At 72.8% G+C, this 19,103-nt stretch carries 18 protein-coding genes; 15 read left to right on the forward strand and 3 right to left on the reverse strand.

The window, feature by feature from the left end:
* Positions 1–111: 111 nt before the first annotated feature.
* The 7 genes from AB0D08_RS09535 (at position 112) to AB0D08_RS09565 (ending at position 7,324) form a co-directional block, all read left to right on the forward strand.
* Entirely contained in the window at positions 112–1,794 is a 1,683-nt protein-coding gene (locus tag AB0D08_RS09535; RefSeq protein WP_359887306.1) for a serine/threonine-protein kinase, read from the forward strand.
* 149 nt (positions 1,795–1,943) lie between these two features.
* Positions 1,944–3,203, forward strand: coding sequence for a cyclic dehypoxanthinyl futalosine synthase (gene mqnC / locus AB0D08_RS09540; protein WP_233289187.1), 1,260 nt, complete (start codon positions 1,944–1,946; stop codon positions 3,201–3,203).
* Complete coding sequence (locus tag AB0D08_RS09545) at positions 3,203–3,811, forward strand: hypothetical protein (protein ID WP_033822581.1); 609 nt, start codon at positions 3,203–3,205, stop codon at positions 3,809–3,811. Before mqnC ends, AB0D08_RS09545 begins: the two co-directional genes overlap by 1 nt.
* Positions 3,812–3,965: 154 nt before the next feature.
* Complete coding sequence (locus AB0D08_RS09550) at positions 3,966–4,574, forward strand: hypothetical protein (protein ID WP_359887308.1); 609 nt, start codon at positions 3,966–3,968, stop codon at positions 4,572–4,574.
* A gap of 169 nt (positions 4,575–4,743) precedes the next feature.
* Positions 4,744–5,436, forward strand: coding sequence for a demethylmenaquinone methyltransferase (locus AB0D08_RS09555; protein WP_033822590.1), 693 nt, complete (start codon positions 4,744–4,746; stop codon positions 5,434–5,436).
* A gap of 97 nt (positions 5,437–5,533) precedes the next feature.
* Positions 5,534–6,820 (forward strand): geranylgeranyl reductase family protein, encoded by a 1,287-nt coding sequence (locus AB0D08_RS09560; RefSeq protein WP_033822589.1) that lies wholly within the window; start codon positions 5,534–5,536, stop codon positions 6,818–6,820.
* Positions 6,821–6,892: 72 nt separating this feature from the next.
* Entirely contained in the window at positions 6,893–7,324 is a 432-nt protein-coding gene (locus AB0D08_RS09565) for a GNAT family N-acetyltransferase (RefSeq protein ID WP_033822579.1), read from the forward strand.
* Positions 7,325–7,346: 22 nt separating this feature from the next.
* Here the strand turns inward: AB0D08_RS09565 and AB0D08_RS09570 are convergent, their stop codons facing one another.
* The 3 genes from AB0D08_RS09570 to AB0D08_RS09580 form a co-directional block, all read right to left on the reverse strand.
* Positions 7,347–7,850 (reverse strand): GNAT family N-acetyltransferase, encoded by a 504-nt coding sequence (locus tag AB0D08_RS09570; RefSeq protein ID WP_359887338.1) that lies wholly within the window; start codon positions 7,848–7,850, stop codon positions 7,347–7,349.
* Positions 7,851–8,193: 343 nt separating this feature from the next.
* Positions 8,194–8,856 carry a peptidylprolyl isomerase gene (locus tag AB0D08_RS09575; RefSeq protein ID WP_359887310.1) on the reverse strand — a complete coding sequence of 221 codons (663 nt, stop codon included), beginning with the start codon at positions 8,854–8,856 and terminating at the stop codon, positions 8,194–8,196.
* A 93-nt stretch (positions 8,857–8,949) separates the two neighbouring features.
* Entirely contained in the window at positions 8,950–9,678 is a 729-nt protein-coding gene (locus AB0D08_RS09580) for a DUF2278 family protein (protein ID WP_359887313.1), read from the reverse strand.
* A gap of 524 nt (positions 9,679–10,202) precedes the next feature.
* Between AB0D08_RS09580 and AB0D08_RS09585 the strand changes: the two genes are divergently transcribed.
* From AB0D08_RS09585 to nuoH, 8 genes are all read left to right on the forward strand, one after another.
* Positions 10,203–10,562, forward strand: a complete 360-nt coding sequence (locus AB0D08_RS09585) for an NADH-quinone oxidoreductase subunit A (RefSeq protein WP_033822576.1) — start codon at positions 10,203–10,205, stop codon at positions 10,560–10,562.
* A gap of 80 nt (positions 10,563–10,642) precedes the next feature.
* Entirely contained in the window at positions 10,643–11,197 is a 555-nt protein-coding gene (locus tag AB0D08_RS09590; RefSeq protein ID WP_359887315.1) for an NADH-quinone oxidoreductase subunit B family protein, read from the forward strand.
* Positions 11,194–11,916 (forward strand): NADH-quinone oxidoreductase subunit C, encoded by a 723-nt coding sequence (locus AB0D08_RS09595; protein WP_033822574.1) that lies wholly within the window; start codon positions 11,194–11,196, stop codon positions 11,914–11,916. Before AB0D08_RS09590 ends, AB0D08_RS09595 begins: the two co-directional genes overlap by 4 nt.
* Entirely contained in the window at positions 11,916–13,241 is a 1,326-nt protein-coding gene (locus tag AB0D08_RS09600; RefSeq protein ID WP_033822573.1) for an NADH-quinone oxidoreductase subunit D, read from the forward strand. The genes AB0D08_RS09595 and AB0D08_RS09600 overlap by 1 nt, the downstream gene beginning before the upstream one ends.
* A complete protein-coding gene (gene nuoE, locus AB0D08_RS09605) occupies positions 13,238–13,978 on the forward strand; it encodes an NADH-quinone oxidoreductase subunit NuoE (RefSeq protein ID WP_033822572.1) in 741 nt (246 codons plus the stop codon). Before AB0D08_RS09600 ends, nuoE begins: the two co-directional genes overlap by 4 nt.
* Positions 13,978–15,336: an NADH-quinone oxidoreductase subunit NuoF gene (gene nuoF / locus AB0D08_RS09610; RefSeq protein ID WP_033822571.1), complete on the forward strand. Its 1,359-nt coding sequence runs from the start codon at positions 13,978–13,980 to the stop codon at positions 15,334–15,336. Before nuoE ends, nuoF begins: the two co-directional genes overlap by 1 nt.
* Positions 15,333–17,774: an NADH-quinone oxidoreductase subunit G gene (locus tag AB0D08_RS09615; protein WP_359887319.1), complete on the forward strand. Its 2,442-nt coding sequence runs from the start codon at positions 15,333–15,335 to the stop codon at positions 17,772–17,774. Before nuoF ends, AB0D08_RS09615 begins: the two co-directional genes overlap by 4 nt.
* A complete protein-coding gene (gene nuoH, locus AB0D08_RS09620; protein ID WP_033822568.1) occupies positions 17,771–19,102 on the forward strand; it encodes an NADH-quinone oxidoreductase subunit NuoH in 1,332 nt (443 codons plus the stop codon). The genes AB0D08_RS09615 and nuoH overlap by 4 nt, the downstream gene beginning before the upstream one ends.
* The last annotated feature ends 1 nt before the right edge of the window (position 19,103 follow it).

Consider the following 19,103-nt stretch of genomic DNA (forward strand, 5'->3'; position numbering starts at 1 on the left):
CGCCCCGCGCGACCGGCCGCCCGGCACGGCACCCCGCCGGCACCCCGCGGCGGTACTGTCTGGGCAGCCGCGCGCGGTGGGCGGGGCCGGACACGAGGGGACGGGCGGGCCATGGAGCCGCTGGGGGCGGACGATCCACGACAGATCGGCGAGTACCGGCTGCTGCGCCGGCTCGGGGCCGGCGGCATGGGCCGGGTCTACCTGGGCCGCACCGCTGGCGGCCGGACGGTCGCGGTCAAGGTGGTGCGCGGTGAACTCGCGGACGATCCCGAGTTCCGGGCCCGGTTCCGTCAGGAGGTCTCGGCGGCCCGCCTGGTGGGCGGCGCCCGGACGGCCCCGGTGCTGGACGCCGACACCGAGGGGCCGCAGCCCTGGGTCGCCACCGGCTACGTCGCGGGTCCGGCGCTCGGCGCCGCCGTCCGCCGCCACGGACCGCTGCCCGTCCCCGCCGTCCACGCCCTCGGGGCGGAACTCGCCGGGGCACTGGCCCATGTGCACGGCCTCGGGCTGGTGCACCGGGACGTCAAACCCTCCAACGTGCTGCTCGCCCTGGACGGCCCCCGCCTGATCGACTTCGGCATCGCCCGCGCGCTGGACGGGGCCACCGAGCTCACCCGCTCCGGGTTCATGGTCGGCTCGCCGGGCTTCATGTCGCCCGAGCAGGCCGCCGGCGGCCGGCCGGGTCCGGCGGGGGACGTGTTCGCGCTGGGGGCGGTGCTGGCCTACGCGGCCACCGGGGTCCCGCCGTTCGGCGAGGGCGTCAGCGCGGCCGTGCTGCTGTACCGGGTCCTGCACGAGGAGCCCGACCTTCGCGGGGTCCCGGCCGGGCTGCGCGAGATCGTCGAGGAGTGCCTGGCCAAGCGCCCCGAGGACCGGCCGGTCCCGGCCGACCTGCGGGAGCGGCTGGCCGCCATGGCACCCGGCCCGAGCGAGAACGGCTGGCTCCCGCCGGCCCTGTCGGCGGCGGTCGCCCGCAGCGCGGTCGAACTGCTGGACCTGGAGGGGGAGGGGGACGGCTGCACGGGCCCGGCCGACGGGGCGGCCCGCGGGAGCGGCGCCGCGACCGCCGCCGGGCACAGCCGCACCGAGGTCGACGGACCGTCGGACCGGGACCTCCGGCAACCTCCCGCACCGCAGGTACCAGTGGCACCACAGACACCACCACGGACACCACCGCCGACCACCCCGGCGGGACGCCGCCCGGACCTCCGGTGGCTGGTGGCCGCCGCCGTGGTGGCCACGCTCGGCGTGTCGCTGGTGGTGCTGCAACCCTGGCAGGGCAGCGGCACCGGCGGCCAGGGCGCCGGCGCCACGAACTCCGCCCCCGGCCCGGGCGCCGCCCCGGACACGGGCGCCACCCCGGCGCCCTCGCCGTCCGCCTCGCCGCCCGCCGCCCCGCCGGCCTCGGGCACGCCGGGCGCCGCGGCCGGCGGCGACGCGCTGCCCGCCGGGTACGTGGGGACCTGGAAGGGCGCCATCACCACCCAGATCGTCCCGCTGGCCAGCGACTTCCAGGTCGAGCTGTCGGCCGGCCGGGTCGGCGAGAAGGTCGGGCGCACCAGCAACGCGTCCCGGCTGAGCAGCACGGTCTGCCGGGGTGAGCTGACGCTGCTCTCGGTGGCCGCCGACCGCGTCGTCCTGCAGGAGCGTCCGGCGCCGGGCGCCGACGCGGGCTGCACCGGAACGCCGGAGAAGCAGACGTACACCCTCACGGACCCGCGCACCCTGCACCTCCAGGTCAGCGAGGCGCCGCTCGGCTCGGACCCGGCCGGGGACCTGACGAAGCAGGGCTGACCGGAGCCCGTCCGGGCGGCGCCCCGGAGCCCTCGCTCCGGCGCGTCCGCCCCACCGGGCGAGGGCTCGGCAGGGGCCGGAGAGGGCTGGCGTAGGCTGGTTCGGTCATGTCGGCCGGGCTTCCGTTCCCGGCTGAGGCGACCCGATGGATGGACAGAAAGAAGGCCCGCCAGGTGTCCGAGCAGACCCTCCCCCTGCCCTCGGCCGGGGGCGCCCCCGCCGCCGCCGACCTGCAGGCTGTCCTGGACCGCGCGGCCGCCGGTGGCCGGATCACGCCCGAGGAGGCGCTGGAGCTCTACCGCTCCGCGCCGCTGCACGCGCTCGGCTCCGCCGCGGACGCCGTGCGCCGCCACCGCTACGCGGGCACCGAGCACATCGCGACGTACATCATCGAGCGCAACATCAACTACACCAACGTCTGCGTGACGGCGTGCAAGTTCTGCGCCTTCTACGTGGCGCCCAAGAGCGACAAGGGCTGGTCCCGCGACCTCGACGAGATCCTGCGCCGCTGCGCGGAGACGGTCGAGCTGGGCGGCACCCAGATCATGTTCCAGGGCGGCCACCACCCGGACTACGGCGTGGAGTACTACGAGACGGCGTTCGCCGCGATCAAGGCCGACTTCCCGCAGCTGGTGATCCACTCCCTCGGCGCGTCCGAGGTCGAGCACATGGCCCGGATCTCCGAGGTCTCCATCGAGGAGGCCATCACCCGGATCAACAAGGCGGGCCTGGACTCCTTCGCCGGGGCCGGCGCCGAACTGCTGCCCGAGCGGCCGCGCAAGGCGATCGCCCCGCTCAAGGAGTCCGGCGAGCGCTGGCTGGAGATCATGGAGACCGCGCACGGCCTGGGCGTGGAGTCCACCTCCACCATGCTGATGGGCACCGGCGAGACCAACGCCGAGCGGATCGAGCACCTGCGGATGATCCGCGACGTGCAGGACCGCACGGGCGGCTTCCGGGCTTTCATCCCGTACACCTACCAGCCGCAGAACAACCACCTCAAGGGCCGGACCCAGGCCACCGTCTTCGAGTACCTGCGGATGATCGCCATCGCCCGCCTGTTCCTCGACAACGTGGCCCACATCCAGGGCTCCTGGCTGACCACCGGCAAGGAGGCGGGCCAGCTGTCGCTGCACTACGGTGCGGACGACCTGGGCTCGGTCATGCTGGAGGAGAACGTGGTCTCGATGGCGGGCGCCAAGCACCGCTCCAACCTGACCGAGCTGATCCACCTGATCCGGGCGGCCGACCGCACCCCGGCCCAGCGTTCCACCACCTACCAGCACCTGCGGGTGCTGGACGACCCGGCGAACGACCCGGTCGACCCGCGGGTGGCCTCCCACATCGCGTCCACCGCGCTGGACGGCGGCACCGCCCACCCCGAGCTGAAGATCCTCTCCACCAGCTGATGCTGACCCTCCATCGGGCCGCCCTCCTGGCGCCCGACCCGGCCGACCCCGCCGCCCCGTCGATCCCCGACGGGGCGGTGCTGGTCGACGGCGCCGTGGTGGCCGCGTTCGGGCCGTACCGGGAGCTGGCCGGTGGCGGTGCCCGGGTCCGGGAGTGGGGCGGCCTGCTGCTGCCGGGCCTGCGCAACCCGTACGGGCACTGGCTGCTGGAACGCGCGTACCACCCGGACCCGCGCGAGGAGCTGGGCAGCGAGCCGCTGCTCACCGAGGTCGCCGCGGATCGCCGCGGCGGCAGCGCCCGGCGCGGGCTGCAGCGGATGCTGGCGTACGGGACCACGGCGGTGGCCGGGCCGTTCGAACTGCCCGCCGTCCGTACCGCGGTGACCCGCTCCGGACTCACCGCGCTGCCCGGCGACGGCGCCCCGGGCGGGCTGGACCCGCTGGCCGCCGGAGCTCCCGGCGAACTGGTGCACCGTGCACTGACAGTCGGTGGGGCGGCGGACTTCGCGCTGTTCGAGGCGGAGTCGGTCGAGGAGCTGGCCCGGCTCGGCGCGGGCTGCTGCCTGGCGACCGTGCTGGGCGGACGGCTGGTGTACCGGCGGCGGTGACGCGGCGTGAGTTTCCCATCTCGGGGCGGCCGGAAACCGCCCCGGGCGTGGCGATCCTCATATCGGATGATCAGCGCCCGCCGTGACCTGAGGCCCCGCCAGCGGTTACGATCCCGGACAGCCACTCAGGTGACGGCAGCCAGGACAGGGAACCATGCAATCCGCGACCGCCCCCCGACCGAACGGGCCCCTCGGGCCCTCGGTCCGGCCCCGGCTGGGCCGCGGCTGGTACCTGGTCGCCGTGCTCAGCGCGGTGCTCGCGCTCGGACTGTGCCTGCTCGGCTGGCGCCAGGCCGACCAGGCGGACCGGATCGCGGCCAAGCCGGTCCGGGTCGAGGGCACCATCACCCAGCTGCCCGGCGGCAGCGGCACCTACAGCCAGGTCCGGTACCAGGCAGACGGGCGCCAGCTGACCGCCACCGACCTGTGGCTGCCCGAGAACGCCGTGCTGGGCGCGCCGATCTGCCTGGAGCACGCCGCGGACGACCCCGGCGCCGTCCGGGTCTGCGGCAACCGCTACCCGCAGCCGGTGGGCGTCGGCCTCGCGCAGACCAGCGTGCCGGTCGCGCTGATGCTCTGCGCGCTGTGCGTGGCCCGGATCTGGCGCCACCGCCGGGCCAACCCGGTACGGGAGCAGCGCAACGGCCGGGTCCGCACCACCGTCGCGCTGGCCGCCGAGGCCCTCGGCGAGGGGATGCCCGCGATCACCCACGGCAAGCGCTCCCGCCGCCGCCGCAAGGGCGGCCGGCGCGCCGTGCGCTGAGCACGCCCCGGCCGGTCGGCGGCCTCCCGCGGCGGCGGAGGTTCGTGCCCGGCGGGTACCGGCGCCACGGGCGTACCGGGGCCCGCGGGGGCGCACGGCGACGCCGTGCGCCGTGCCGGACCGCACCCCGTCGCCCGGGGCGCCGGTGCCAAGGTGAACAATGGGGGGCGTGACCCGAGCCTCCCTGGACAAGCAGCCGCACGAAGTCGCCGCGATGTTCGACGACGTCGCGGCGAAGTACGACCGCACCAACGACGTCCTCTCCCTCGGCCAGACCCGCCTCTGGCGCCGCGCCGTGGCCGACGCCGTCGGGGCCGGGCCCGGCCAGCGGGTCCTCGACCTGGGGGCCGGCACCGGCACCTCCTCGCTGCCCTTCGCCGAGGCCGGCGCCGAGGTGGTCCCGTGCGACTTCTCGCTCGGCATGCTGGCCGAGGGCAAGCGCCGCCACCCCGAACTGGCGCTGACCGCGGGCGACGCCACCCGGCTGCCCTTCGCCGACGGGGTCTTCGACGCCGTCACCATCTCCTTCGCCCTGCGCAACGTCCAGGACACCGACGCCGCCCTGCGCGAGCTGTACCGGGTCACCAAGCCCGGTGGCCGGCTGGTGATCTGCGAGTTCTCCACCCCGACCTGGACCCCGCTGCGCACGGTCTACACCGAGTACCTGATGCGCGCACTGCCCCCGGTGGCGACCGCGGTCAGCAGCAACCCGGACGCCTACGTCTACCTGGCCGAGTCGATCCGCTCCTGGCCCGACCAGCCCGCGCTGTCGGTCAAGTTGCAGCAGGCCGGCTGGTCCAGGGTCGCCTGGCGCAACCTGACCGGCGGCATCGTCGCCCTGCACCGGGGCTTCAAGGCCTGAGCGCCGTACCACGCCATAAACTGCTCGGGGTCCGCCCCGGGCCCCCACCGTCGTGTCCAGGAGAGTGCCAGCCGTGACCACCGACACCGCAGCCGATCTGACGAAGCCGGCGAGTCCCGTGGAGAGCACCGCGGACGTCATCGTGGTCGGTGCCGGCCCGGCGGGCTCCACCACGGCGTACTACCTGGCCCAGGCCGGGCTGGACGTGCTGCTGCTGGAGAAGACCGAGTTCCCGCGGGAGAAGGTCTGCGGCGACGGCCTGACCCCGCGCGCCACCAAGCAGTTGGTGGACATGGGCATCGACGTCTCCACCGAGAACGGCTGGCTGCACAACAAGGGCCTGCGGATCATCGGCGGCGGTGTCCGGCTGGAGCTGGACTGGCCCGAGCTGGCCGCCTTCCCCGACTACGGCCTGGTCCGCAAGCGCGCGGACTTCGACGAGCTGCTGGCCCGTCAGGCGCAGAAGGCCGGGGCCCGGCTGTACGAGCGGTGCAACGTCACCGGCCCGGTGCTGGACGAGCGCACCGGCCGGATCACCGGTGTCACCGCCAAGGTGGGCGAGGAGAAGCGCGCGGTGGTCTTCAAGGCCCCGCTGGTGGTGGCCGCCGACGGCAACTCCACCCGGCTGTCGGTCGCGATGGGCCTGCACCGGATGGAGGACCGTCCGATGGGCGTCGCCTACCGGACGTACTTCACCTCGCCCCGCCACGACGACGACTACCTGGAGTCCTGGCTGGAGCTGCGCGACCCGCGCAAGAAGGACGAGCTGCTGCCCGGCTACGGCTGGATCTTCGGCATGGGCGACGGCACCTCCAACGTCGGCCTCGGCATCCTCAACTCCTCGCCCGCCTTCGGCAACCTCAACTGGCCCGAGGTGCTCACCACCTGGTGCTCCGGCATGCCCGAGGAGTGGGGCTACACGCCGGAGAACATGACCGAGAAGATCCGCGGCGCCGCGCTGCCGATGGCCTTCAACCGGCAGCCGCACTACACCCGCGGCCTGCTGCTGGTCGGCGACGCCGGCGGCATGGTGAACCCGTTCAACGGCGAGGGCATCGCCTACGCGATGGAGTCCGGCCAGATCGCCGCCGGGGTCATCGTGCAGGCCTCGGCCCGGATCACCGAGGCCGGCCGCGAGCGGGTGCTGCACAGCTACCCGAAGGTGCTCAAGGAGGTCTACGGCGGCTACTACACGCTCGGCCGCGCCTTCGTGAAGCTGCTCGGCAGCCCCAAGGTGATGAAGATCGCCACCGAACGCGGCCTGACCCACCCGCTGCTGATGAAGTTCACGCTCAAGCTGCTGGCCAACCTGACCGACCCGCAGGGCGGCGACGCGATGGACCGCCTGATCAACGGCCTGACCAAGGTGGCCCCCAACGCCTGATCCCGGACCGGGCCAGCGGCCGCCGGACATCCCGGTGGCCGCCGGACCCGCCGGACTGCTTGGATCCGGGGCATGACCACCGAACTGCCCGAGGGCTACGAGATCTCCACCGACCCGGCGCGCCTGGACGCGGCCCTGGTCCACCGCTGGCTGTCCGAGGACGCCTACTGGGCGCTCGGCCGCAGCCGCGAGAAGCAGGACCGGGCCATCGCCGGCTCGCTCAACTTCGGGGTGTACGACCGGGTTTCGGGCGCGCAGCTCGGCTACGCCCGGGTGGTCACCGACCGGGCCACCTTCGGCTGGCTCTGCGACGTGTACATTGCCCCGGCCGCCCGCGGCAAGGGGCTGGGCACGGCGCTGGCCGCCGCCGTCCGCGACGAGCTGGCCGGGGACGGCCTGCGCCGGGTCCTGCTGGCCACCGCGGATGCCCACGAGGTGTACGCAAAGGTCGGGTTCGAGCCGCTGGCCACACCGGGGAAGTGGATGGCGCTCGGCGCGCAGTAGCCGCCGGCCGGGCGGCCGGGGCTCAGGACTGCCAGCGGCGTTCGCCGTCGTACCACCGGTCGGTGGGGGTGAGGCCGAGTGCGGCGGCCACCTTGGCGGAGGCGTGGTGGTCGGGGTGGATGTGGGCGACCAGGGTGTCGGCCGCCCCCGCCGTCAGCTCGATCGCGACCGCCCGGGCGGCCTCGGCGGCGATGCCCCGGCCCTGCCACGGGGTGCCGACCACCCAGGCCAGTTCGGCGGTGCCGCCGGTGACGGTGGCCTGGACGTATCCGACCAGGCGGTCCTCCGCGCACAGCCGCACGGCCCAGTTCAGCCAGCTCACCCCGGGCTCGGGCGAGCCCGCGGCCTGCCGGCGGTAGCGGGCCCGCAGGCCGTCGGCGGTCTCGGGCCCGCCGCCGGTGAAGGCGTACAGGGCCGGGTCGGCGAGCACCAGGGCCATCTCCTCGGCGTGCTCCTCGCGCAGCGGGACCAGTTCCAGCCGCTCGGTCGCCAGGGTGCCGAGCGAGCGCTGCCGGACGTGCGCCAGCCGCCGCTCGAAGACCTCGCGGGCGTCCGGGGTGAGGGTGCGCAGGGCGACCAGCGCCGACAGGACCACGTCGCAGAGCTCGTCCTGGACGTCCTCCCAGCCGTGGGTGACCCCCTTGCGCGGGTTCTGGCCGGTGGCGCCGATGACGGCCTGCCCGACCTCGCCTACCTCCTCCGTGACCTTGAGGATCCGTAGCAGCCGCCGGTCGTCCGGTGGCGCGGCGCTCTCCCGGTCCAGCCAGGCGACCAGCCGGTCGACGCTCTCCCAGGTGGTGCTGCGGTCCATGCGGCGGCTCCCGTACGGCGAGGGGTGGGCCCCCACCGTACGGGACGGCCGCGGCCGGTCAGCCCTTGGAGATCTTGACGTTGCGGATGTCGGTCCTCAGCGCCGGGTAACCGTCGCCGGGGCCGTTCTGGTCGTCCTCACCGGCGGCCGCGATCCTCTGCAGCACGTCCAGGCCGCCGGTGACCTGCCCGAAGGGGGTGTAGGCGGGGGAGAGCTTGGTGTCCTTCCAGACGAAGAAGAACTGGCTGCCGTTGGTGTTCGGCCCGGCGTTGGCCATCGCCACGGTGCCGGCCGGGTAGGTGGCGCCGGTCAGGTTCTCGTCGGGGAAGGAGTAACCGGGACCGCCGCTGCCGGTGCCGGTCGGGTCGCCGCACTGCAGCACGAAGATCCGCTGGGTGGTGAGGCGGTGGCAGTGGCTCTTGTCGAAGTAGTCGTGCTCGGCGAGGAACCGGAACGAGAAGGTGGTGCACGGGGCCTTGTCGGTGAGCGCCTTGAAGGTGATGTCGCCCTGCTTGGTCCTCAGCGTCGCCTTGAACGGCTTGGCGGCCTTGACCGCGTCGAAGACCGGGATCCCCTTGAAGTTGTCGGCCGGCGGGGTCGGTGTGTAGGTGCAGTCCGCCGCCGGTGCGGCCGGCGCGGGCCCGGCGGCGTGGGCGGTGGTCGACAGGGTGAGCGGGACGACGATGGCGGCCAGGAGCAGGGCCCAGTGCTTGCGCCTCATGTGGGGGTGACCTCCGGTCGGTGAACGGGCGTTAATGGCATGGCCGTGTCATCAATGCCCGCTCCCGCTGCGGCTACTCCTGCACCCCGGCGCTCAGCGCGGGTGGCCCTGGTCGTCGGTCGGCAGCCGCTGGGTGTTGAACCGGATCTGCCAGGCCGTCAGCCGCCCGTCCGCGCGCTCGCAGAGCACCGCGCCGTCCTGCCAGGCGCCGTCCGTGTCCCACCACTGACTGCCCACCGGGTCACCCTGGTTGAGGTGCACGTCGTGCACGCCCGGGCCGTCCGCGAAGCTCTGCCCGAAGACGTACAGCCGGCTCGCCGAGCGCAGTCGCGGCTCCAGCACGTCGAGCGCGTTGTCCCCGTCGCTGGCGACCCACGGGTGGATGTCCCGGCGCAGGTGGGCGAGGAGCGCGGCCAGCCGGTCGGCCAGGTTGGGGCCGCAGACCGGGGCGCCGGGCGGCGGGTGGAGCAGGAACTCCGCCGCCCGCCGGACCAGCAGCCGCAGCGGCGGCAGCCAGGGCGGGTCCTGGAGGAACGGGCTGCGCTGGTAGTCGAGCGCACCCGAGCCGGGGTCGGGGGAGAGCGGGTGGAAGCCGTCGGGCAGCGCCCGCAGCGCCCCGAGGACCGTCCCGTCGAGGCCGGGGACCAGGCGGTACGCCACCCCGACCCCGCTCGGCGAGTCGACGTCCAGGGCCGCCTCCCACAGCCCGGTGGGGACGCCCATGACCAGGTGGCCGTGGTACCACTCGCCGTACTCGTGCCGGGGGTCGCGTCCGAAGTCGTGGAAGGTGCCGATCGCGACGCCGTACCGGGGAAGGGGCATGGCCCGCTCCTCTCGCCGGGCCCGCGGGGCGGGTCCTGTTCCCAGTGTGGCCGCGGTGCGCCGCCGGTGTCGTGCGCGGCCGCGCGGCGGCCTCTCGTGCCCTTGTGAACAAAGGGTCAAGCGGGTGCACCGGGTCGGCCACTCTCGCGGGTGAGGGCCTATAACACGTCAACCTGGGGTGGCTGAAATTTGCCTCGGGCGGCTCATGATTGATATAGGCGGAAGCCTCTGACCTGTCGGTTCACCGTTGAATGCGACTGATTGTGCCCATATGCCTCCGCTGCGTTGATTGATTGCGACTTGATCGCCTTGGTGGTCGTTTGCGAGGTGTCGTAGATCACAAAGATCGTCTGGAACTGCGTGTCGCAGATCACAAGCCGACAGGCATAGGATGCGCTCGATCCAGGCTTTGTGAACTGCCTCACATGAGTTGGATCTCAGTAAGTGGATCACGGGTTCACCTGCGGTGATCCCGCGGTTCCGATCTGCAGTCAAGGACGACTGGACGGAGGGAGCGGGGGCTTATGAATGCCTACGCGCCGATCCTCGTACTCGGTGCCATCGCGGCGGCGTTCGCGGTCGGCTCCGTCACGATGGCCTCACTGACCGGCCCCAAGCGCTACAACCGGGCCAAGCTGGAGGCGTACGAGTGCGGCATCGAGCCGACCCCGCAGCCCGTGGGCGGCGGTCGGTTCCCGATCAAGTACTACCTGACGGCGATGCTCTTCATCGTCTTCGACATCGAGATCGTCTTCCTCTACCCGTGGGCGGTCAGCTTCGACGCCCTGGGGATCTTCGGGCTGGTCGAGATGCTGCTCTTCATCGCCACCGTCTTCGTCGCGTACGCCTACGTGTGGCGCCGCGGCGGTCTGGAGTGGGACTGACCGGACGGGCCTTGTGAACCGGCGCGCAAGGTGAACGGGCGTCATCGCCACCGGACTTGGATCGCATTGAGAGGGAACTGATGGGAATCGAGGAGAAGCTGCCGAGCGGCTTTCTGCTCACCAGCGTGGAGGCCGCCGCCGGGTGGGTGCGGAAGGCGTCTGTCTTCCCCGCCACCTTCGGACTCGCCTGCTGCGCGATCGAGATGATGACCACCGGCGCGGGCCGCTACGACCTGGCCCGGTTCGGCATGGAGGTCTTCCGCGGCTCGCCGCGGCAGGCCGATCTGATGATCGTGGCAGGGCGGGTGAGCCAGAAGATGGCCCCGGTGCTGCGCCAGGTGTACGACCAGATGCCGAACCCCAAGTGGGTCATCTCGATGGGCGTCTGCGCCTCCTCCGGCGGCATGTTCAACAACTACGCGATCGTCCAGGGCGTCGACCACATCGTGCCCGTGGACATCTACCTGCCGGGCTGCCCGCCGCGGCCGGAGATGCTGCTCGACGCGATCATCAAGCTGCACGACAAGATCCAGCACGAGAAGCTCGGGGTCAACAAGCGCCGCGCCGAGGAGGAGGCCGAGCGGTTCGCCCTGCAGGCCACCCCGGTCAGCGAGATGCGGGGGCTGCTGCGATGAGCGACGACGACGCCACCGTCCCCGCCACCCGCGAGGAACCGCACCGCACCGAGCTGCCGGTCGAGGTGGTCGGCCGCCGCCAGGGCATGTTCGGCGCCCACGGCACCGGCGACACCTCCGGCTTTGGCGGCCTCAGCGCGCCGATCGTGCTGCCGCCGGCCAGCGCGCGCCCGTACGGCCACGACTTCGACGAGGTCGCCGACGAGCTGGAGGGCGCGCTGGAGGAGCAGGGGCTCGACCCGGCCGAGGTGATCGAGAAGACCGTGGTCGACCGCGGCGAACTCACCTTCCACATCGACCGCGCGCACCTGCTGCGCACCGTACGGATCCTGCGCGACGACCCGGCGCTGCGCTACGAACTCTGCCTCGGCGTGAGCGGCGTGCACTACCCGAGCGACCAGGGCCGCGAGCTGCACGCGGTGTACCACCTGCGGTCGATCACCCACGGCCGGCAGCTGCGGCTGGAGGTCACCGCACCCGACGCCGACCCGCGGATCCCCTCCGTGGTCAGCGTCTACCCGACCAACGACTGGCACGAGCGCGAGACCTACGACTTCTTCGGCCTGGTCTTCGAGGGCCACCCCGCGCTCACCCGGATCATGATGCCGGACGACTGGCTGGGCCACCCGCAGCGCAAGGACTACCCGCTCGGCGGCATCCCCGTCGAGTACAAGGGCGCCCAGATCCCGGCGCCCGACCAGCGGAGGTCGTACAGCTGATGACCACAGACTTCGAAGCAGGGGCGCGCGAGACCACCGAGGGACGGGTGTTCACCGTCACCGGCGGCGACTGGGGCGAGGTGGTCGACGCCGTCGGCCGCGCCGACGACGAGCGGATCATCGTCAACATGGGCCCCCAGCACCCGTCCACCCACGGCGTGCTGCGGCTGATCCTGGAGATCGACGGCGAGACGGTGACCGAGGCCCGCTGCGGCATCGGCTACCTGCACACCGGCATCGAGAAGAACATGGAGTTCCGCAACTGGGTCCAGGGCACCACCTTCGTGACCCGCATGGACTACCTGACCCCGCTGTTCAACGAGACCGCGTACTGCCTGGCCGTGGAGAAGCTGCTCGGCATCACCGAGCAGGTCCCGGACCGGGCCACCGTGATCCGGGTGCTGATGATGGAGCTCAACCGGATCTCCTCGCACCTGGTGGCACTCGCCACCGGCGGCATGGAGATCGGCTCCACCACCCTGATGATCTACGGGTTCCGGGACCGCGAGGTCATCCTCGACATCTTCGAGCTGGTCACCGGCCTGCGGATGAACCACGCCTACGTCCGCCCCGGCGGCCTGGCCCAGGACCTCCCGCCCGGCGCCGTCGACCAGGTCCGCGAGGGCATCAAGCTGCTCCGCTCGCGGATGCACGAGTACGACAAACTGGCCACCGACAACCCGGTGTTCAAGGCCCGGCTGGTCGACGTCGGCCACCTGGACCTGGCCGGCTGCCTGGCGCTCGGCGCCACCGGCCCGATCCTGCGCGCCACCGGCCTGCCGCACGACCTGCGCAAGTCCGACCCGTACTGCGGGTACCAGGACTACGACTTCGAGGTCGCGGTCGCCGACACCGCCGACTCCTACGGCCGGTTCCTGATCCGGCTGGAGGAGATGCGCCAGTCGCTGCGGATCGCCGAGCAGTGCCTGGACCGGCTGAAGCCCGGCCCGGTCATGGTGGCCGACAAGAAGATCGCCTGGCCGGCCCAGCTGGCCGTCGGCCCGGACGGGATGGGCAACTCGCTCGACCACATCCGCAAGATCATGGGCACCTCGATGGAGGCCCTGATCCACCACTTCAAGCTGGTCACCGAGGGCTTCCGGGTCCCGGTCGGCCAGGCCTACACGGCGGTCGAGTCGCCCAAGGGCGAGCTCGGGGTGCACGTGGTCAGCGACGGCGGGACCAGGCCCTACCGGGTCCACTTCCGGGACCCGTCCTTCACCAACCTGCAGACGATGGCGGCGATGTGCGAGGGCGGCCAGGTCGCCGACGTGATCGTCGCGGTGGCCGGGATCGACCCGGTGATGGGAGGAGTGGACCGGTGACCAACGTCGAACTCGGGCTGCCGGCACTGCCGGCCAAGCCGTACCCGGCCGAGGTGCACGAGCGCCTCGCCGCGGACGCCCGCGAGCTGATCGGCCGCTACCCGGTGGCCCGCTCCGCGCTGCTGCCGCTGCTGCACCTGGTGCAGGCCGAGGAGGGCTTCGTCAGCCCGACCGGGATCCGCTTCTGCGCCGAACAGCTGGAGCTCACCACCGCCGAGGTCACCGCGGTCGCGACCTTCTACACCATGTACCGCCGCAGGCCCGCCGGGAAGTACCACGTGGGCGTCTGCACCAACACCCTGTGCGCGGTCCTCGGCGGCGACCAGATCTTCGCCGAACTCCAGGACCACCTGGGCGTCAAGAACAACGAGACCACCGCCGACGGCGAGATCTCGATCGAGCACATCGAGTGCAACGCGGCCTGCGACTACGCCCCCGTGGTGATGGTCAACTGGGAGTTCTTCGACAACCAGACCCCCGAGAGCGCCAAGCAGCTGGTCGACGACCTGCGGGCCGGCCACGACCCGCAGCCCACCCGCGGCGCCCGGCTCTGCTCGTTCAAGGAGACCTCCCGGATCCTGGCCGGCTTCCCCGACGAGCGCCCCGGCGCGGTCGACGCCTCCGGCGCCGGCGGCACCCCCTCGATGGCCGGCCTGCGGCTGTCCAAGGGCGAGGCGCTGCCCGGCGCCCCGGGCACCAAGGTGGTCTCCCCGCGGCACGAAGGGACGGAAGCGTGATGACCTCCGCAGAGCCGGCCGAGAAGCTCCTCTCACCGGTCCTCTCCGCCTCCTGGGACGACGACCGCCCCTGGACCCTGGACACCTACCTGCGCCACGACGGGTACCAGGGCCTGCGGGCCGCCCTCGACATGGCCCCCGACGACCTGATCGCCCTGGTCAAGGACTCCGGCCTGCGCGGCCGCGGCGGCGCCGGCTTCCCGACCGGCATGAAGTGGCAGTTCATCCCGCAGAACGACGGCAAGCCGCACTACCTGGTGGTCAACGCCGACGAGTCCGAGCCGGGCACCTGCAAGGACATCCCGCTGCTCTTCGCCAACCCGCACAGCCTGATCGAAGGCATGATCATCGCGTCCTACGCGATCCGCTGCGACCACGCCTTCATCTACCTGCGCGGCGAGGTCGTCCCGGTGCTGCGCCGGCTGCACGCGGCGGTCGCCGAGGCCTACGAGGCCGGCTACCTCGGCAAGGACATCCTCGGCTCCGGCATCGACCTCGACATCACCGTGCACGCCGGCGCCGGGGCGTACATCTGCGGCGAGGAGACGGCGCTGCTGGACTCGCTGGAGGGCCGCCGCGGCCAACCCCGGCTGCGGCCGCCGTTCCCGGCCATCGCGGGCCTGTACGCCTGCCCGACCGTGGTCAACAACGTCGAGTCGATCGCCTCGGTGCCGCCGATCCTGACCCGCGGCAAGGAGTGGTTCAAGTCGCTGGGCACCGAGAAGTCGCCCGGCTTCACGCTCTACTCGCTCTCCGGCCACGTCACCAACCCCGGCCAGTACGAGGCCCCGCTCGGCGTCACGCTGCGCCAGCTGCTGGACATCAGCGGCGGCATCCGGGCCGGCCACCGGCTGAAGTTCTGGACCCCGGGCGGCTCCTCCACCCCGATGTTCACCGACGAGCACCTCGACGTCCCGCTCGACTACGAGGGCGTCGGCGCGGCCGGCTCGATGCTCGGCACCAAGGCCCTGCAGATCTTCGACGAGACCACCTGCGTGGTGCGGGCCGTCACCCGGTGGACCGAGTTCTACGCCCACGAGTCGTGCGGCAAGTGCACCCCCTGCCGCGAGGGCACCTACTGGCTGGTCCAGCTGCTCAAGCGGATCGAGGCCGGCCAGGGCGTCGAGGGCGACCTGGAGAAGCTGCTCGACATCGCCGACAACATCAACGGCAAGTCCTTCTGCGCGCTGGGCGACGGCGCCGCCAGCCCGATCGTCTCCTCGCTCCAGCACTTCCGCGCCGAGTACGAGCAGCACCTCGCCGAGCGCCGCTGCCCCTTCGACCCGGCCGCCGCCACGGTGTGGGCCGGCCGGTCGACCGCCCACGAGTCCGCCACCGAGAGGGAGGTGCACGCGTGACGATCACTGAGCCCTCCACCCAGGTGGAGCTGGTCACGCTCACCATCGACGGCGTCGAGGTCCAGGTCCCCAAGGGGACCCTGGTGATCCGCGCCGCCGAACAGATCGGCACCCAGATCCCGCGCTTCTGCGACCACCCGCTGCTCGCCCCCGCCGGGGCCTGCCGGCAGTGCATCGTGGAGGTCGAGGGCCAGCGCAAGCCGGTCGCCTCCTGCACCATCCCGGTCGCCGAGGGCATGGTGGTGCGCACCCAGGTCAGCTCGCCGGTCGCGGAGAAGGCCCAGCGCGGCGTGATGGAGCTGCTGCTGATCAACCACCCGCTGGACTGCCCGGTCTGCGACAAGGGCGGCGAGTGCCCGCTGCAGAACCAGGCGATGTCCACCGGCGCCGCCGACTCCCGGTTCGAGGGCATGAAGCGGACTTACGAGAAGCCGGTGCCGATCTCCACCCAGGTGCTGCTGGACCGCGAGCGCTGCGTGCTGTGCGCCCGCTGCACCCGCTTCTCCCAGGAGATCGCCGGGGACCCGTTCATCGACCTGGTCGAGCGCGGCGCCCTCCAGCAGGTCGGCACCGGCGAGGGCGACGACTTCGAGTCGTACTTCTCCGGCAACACCATCCAGATCTGCCCGGTCGGCGCCCTCACCTCGGCCGCCTACCGGTTCCGCTCCCGCCCGTTCGACCTGGTCTCCTCGCCCAGCGTGTGCGAGCACTGCTCGGCCGGCTGCGGCCAGCGCACCGACCACCGGCGCGGCAAGGTGCTGCGCCGGCTGGCCGGCAACGAGCCGGAGATCAACGAGGAGTGGAACTGCGACAAGGGCCGGTTCGCCTTCCGCTACGCGCAGCAGCGCGACCGGCTGACCACCCCGCTGGTCCGCGACGAGAGCGGTGAACTCGTCCCAGCCTCCTGGTCCGAGGCGCTGGCCGTCGCCGCCGAGGGCCTGCGCGGCGCCCGCGCCGGGGTGCTCACCGGCGGCCGGGTGACCGTCGAGGACGCGTACGCCTACGGCAAGTTCGCCCGCGTGGTGCTGGGCACCAACGACGTGGACTTCCGCTCCCGCCCGCACAGCGGCGAGGAGGCGGACTTCCTGGCCGCCGCGGTCGCCGGCCGCGGGGTGGACCTGGACGGTGACGCGGTCTCCTACCGGGACCTGGAGGCGGCGCCCGCGGTACTGCTGGCCGGGCTGGAGCCCGAGGAGGAGGCGCCGATCGTCTTCCTGCGGCTGCGCAAGGCCAACCGGGCGGCCGGCCTCAAGGTGTACGCCATCGCGTCGCACGCCACCCGGGGCCTCGGCAAGCTGCGCGGCGCGCTGCTGCCGGCCGCCCCCGGCACCGAGGCCGAGTGGCTGACCGCACTGGCCGGCGACGAGGTGCTCGCCGACGACGCCGGCCGCGCGGCCGACCAGCTGCGCGCCCCCGGCGCCGTGATCCTGGTCGGCGAGCGGCTCGCCACCGTGCCCGGCGCGCTGACCGCCGCACTGAACCTCGCCGCCGTCACCGGTGCCCGGCTGGCCTGGGTGCCGCGCCGGGCGGGGGAGCGCGGCGCCGTCGAGGCCGGCACGCTGCCTGGGCTGCTGCCCGGCGGACGGGCGGTCGCGGTCCCGTCCGCGCGCGCCGAGGCGGCCCGCTTCTGGGGCGTCGCCGACCTGCCGGCCCGGCCCGGCCGGGACACCGACCAGATCCTGGCGGCGACCGTCCAGGGCGACCTGACCGCGCTGGTGCTCGGCGGGGTGGGCCTGGAGGACCTGGCCGACCCGGCGCTGGCCGAGGAGGCGCTGACCCGGGCCGGCTTCGTGCTGTCGCTGGAGCTGCGGCCGTCCGCCGTCACCGCCCACGCCGACGTGGTGCTGCCGGTGGCCGCGGTGGCCGAGAAGGCCGGCTCCTTCCTGGACTGGGAGGGCCGGGTCCGGATGTTCGAGCCGGCCCTCAAGCCGGACCAGCTGATGCGGCGCCAACTGGACTCGGACGTCCGGGTGCTGACCATGCTGGCCGACGCGCTCGGCCGCCCGCTGGGCCTGCCGGACGTCCGCGCGGCCCGGCTGGAGCTGGACCGTTTCACCCCGTGGCAGGGCGACCGCACCCCCGCCCCGGCGGTGGCGCCCGCCCCGCTGCCGCGCCCGGCGGCCGGCCAGGCCGTCCTCGCCGGCCACCGCCTGCTGCTGGACAACGGCTCGCTGCAGGACGGCGACACCCACCTGGCCGGCACCCGGCACCGGGCGGTCGCCCGGCTGTCGCCGGTGACCGCCAAGGAGATCGGCGCCGAGCGGGCGGTCCAGGTGACCGGCCCGGCCGGATCCCTGGTCCTGCCGCTGGAGCTGACCGACGGGATCCCGGACCGCACGGTCTGGCTGCCGCTCAACTCCACCCCGGGCGGCGCGCACCGCGCCCTCGGCACCACCGTCGGCCACCTGGTCACCGTCGCCCCGGCCGAGGAGGAATGATGCTTGCCGCCTACGAGACCCTGGGCTTCTTCGGCCGCGACCCCTGGTGGCTGGTGCTGCTGAAGGCGGTCTTCGTCTTCGCCTTCCTGGTCCTGACGGTGTTGATCGCGATCGTCTGGGAGCGCAAGGTCGTCGCCTGGATGCAGCTGCGGATCGGGCCCAACCGGCACGGTCCCTGGGGGCTGCTGCAGTCGCTGGCCGACGGCGTCAAACTGGCGCTCAAGGAGGACCTGGTGGTGAAGGGCGCCGACAAGGCGGTCTACATCCTGGCCCCGATCGTCAGCGCCATCCCCGCCTTCATGGCCTTCGCGGTGATCCCCTTCGGCCCGGCCGGCGACGAGATCTCGATCTTCGGGACCCGGACCCCGATGCAGCTCACCGACCTGCCGATCGCCCTGCTCTACATCCTGGCGACCGCCTCGATCGGCATCTACGGCATCGTGCTGGCCGGCTGGTCCTCCGGCTCCACCTACCCGCTGCTCGGCGGGGTGCGCTCGGCCGCGCAGATGATCTCGTACGAGATCGCGATGGGCCTGTCCTTCGCGGCGGTGTTCATCTACTCGGGGTCGATGTCCACCTCGGAGATCGTCGCCTCGCAGCAGCCGACCTGGTTCGCGGTGCTGCTGCCGGTCTCCTTCATCGTCTACATCATCGCGATGGTCGGCGAGACCAACCGGGCGCCGTTCGACCTCCCGGAGGCCGAGGGCGAGCTGGTCGGCGGCTTCAACACCGAGTACTCCTCGCTGAAGTTCGCGATGTTCATGCTGGCCGAGTACGTCAACATGGTCACCGTCTCGGCGGTCGCCTCCACCCTGTTCCTGGGCGGCTGGCGGGCCCCCTGGCCGATCTCCACCTTCTGGGAGGGGGCCAACCACGGCTGGTGGCCGCTGCTGTGGATCACCATCAAGATCCAGCTGCTGCTGTTCTTCTTCATCTGGCTGCGCGGCACCCTGCCCCGGCTGCGCTACGACCAGTTCATGAAGCTGGGCTGGAAGGTCCTGATCCCGGTCTCGCTGGTCTGGCTGGTGATGGTCGCCAGCGTCCGGGCCCTGCGCAACGAGGGCGACGACTTCGGCAAGGTCGTGCTGTACGTCGGCGCGCCGATCGCGGTGCTGCTGCTGCTCGCCCTGGTCCGGGACGTGATCCGGCGAAAGCCCGAACCCGAGCCCGCGGCCGGCGCAGGCCCCGCGGAGTTCGACCCGATGGCGGGCGGCTACCCGGTACCCCCGCTGCCCGGCCAGGAACTCCCGCCGGTGCCCCGCCGCCGCAGCCGCGCCCCGCAACTCCAGGACGCCCTCAACGGCGCCGACCATTCCGAAGGGAGCTGAA

The sequence above is a fragment of the Kitasatospora sp. NPDC048540 genome, assembly GCF_040651175.1.
Taxonomy (GTDB): domain Bacteria; phylum Actinomycetota; class Actinomycetes; order Streptomycetales; family Streptomycetaceae; genus Kitasatospora.

Excerpts from the sequence above, each read along its gene's own strand:
- AB0D08_RS09535 (WP_359887306.1), top strand. The coding sequence starts at position 112 with ATGGAGCCGCTGGGGGCGGACGATCCACGACAGATCGGCGAGTACCGG.
- mqnC (WP_233289187.1), top strand. The coding sequence starts at position 1,944 with ATGGACAGAAAGAAGGCCCGCCAGGTGTCCGAGCAGACCCTCCCCCTG.
- AB0D08_RS09545 (WP_033822581.1), top strand. The coding sequence starts at position 3,203 with ATGCTGACCCTCCATCGGGCCGCCCTCCTGGCGCCCGACCCGGCCGAC.
- AB0D08_RS09550 (WP_359887308.1), top strand. The coding sequence starts at position 3,966 with ATGCAATCCGCGACCGCCCCCCGACCGAACGGGCCCCTCGGGCCCTCG.
- AB0D08_RS09565 (WP_033822579.1), top strand. The coding sequence starts at position 6,893 with ATGACCACCGAACTGCCCGAGGGCTACGAGATCTCCACCGACCCGGCG.
- AB0D08_RS09575 (WP_359887310.1), bottom strand. The coding sequence starts at position 8,856 with ATGAGGCGCAAGCACTGGGCCCTGCTCCTGGCCGCCATCGTCGTCCCG.
- AB0D08_RS09580 (WP_359887313.1), bottom strand. The coding sequence starts at position 9,678 with ATGCCCCTTCCCCGGTACGGCGTCGCGATCGGCACCTTCCACGACTTC.
- AB0D08_RS09585 (WP_033822576.1), top strand. The coding sequence starts at position 10,203 with ATGAATGCCTACGCGCCGATCCTCGTACTCGGTGCCATCGCGGCGGCG.
- AB0D08_RS09590 (WP_359887315.1), top strand. The coding sequence starts at position 10,643 with ATGGGAATCGAGGAGAAGCTGCCGAGCGGCTTTCTGCTCACCAGCGTG.
- AB0D08_RS09595 (WP_033822574.1), top strand. The coding sequence starts at position 11,194 with ATGAGCGACGACGACGCCACCGTCCCCGCCACCCGCGAGGAACCGCAC.
- AB0D08_RS09600 (WP_033822573.1), top strand. The coding sequence starts at position 11,916 with ATGACCACAGACTTCGAAGCAGGGGCGCGCGAGACCACCGAGGGACGG.
- nuoF (WP_033822571.1), top strand. The coding sequence starts at position 13,978 with ATGACCTCCGCAGAGCCGGCCGAGAAGCTCCTCTCACCGGTCCTCTCC.
- nuoH (WP_033822568.1), top strand. The coding sequence starts at position 17,771 with ATGATGCTTGCCGCCTACGAGACCCTGGGCTTCTTCGGCCGCGACCCC.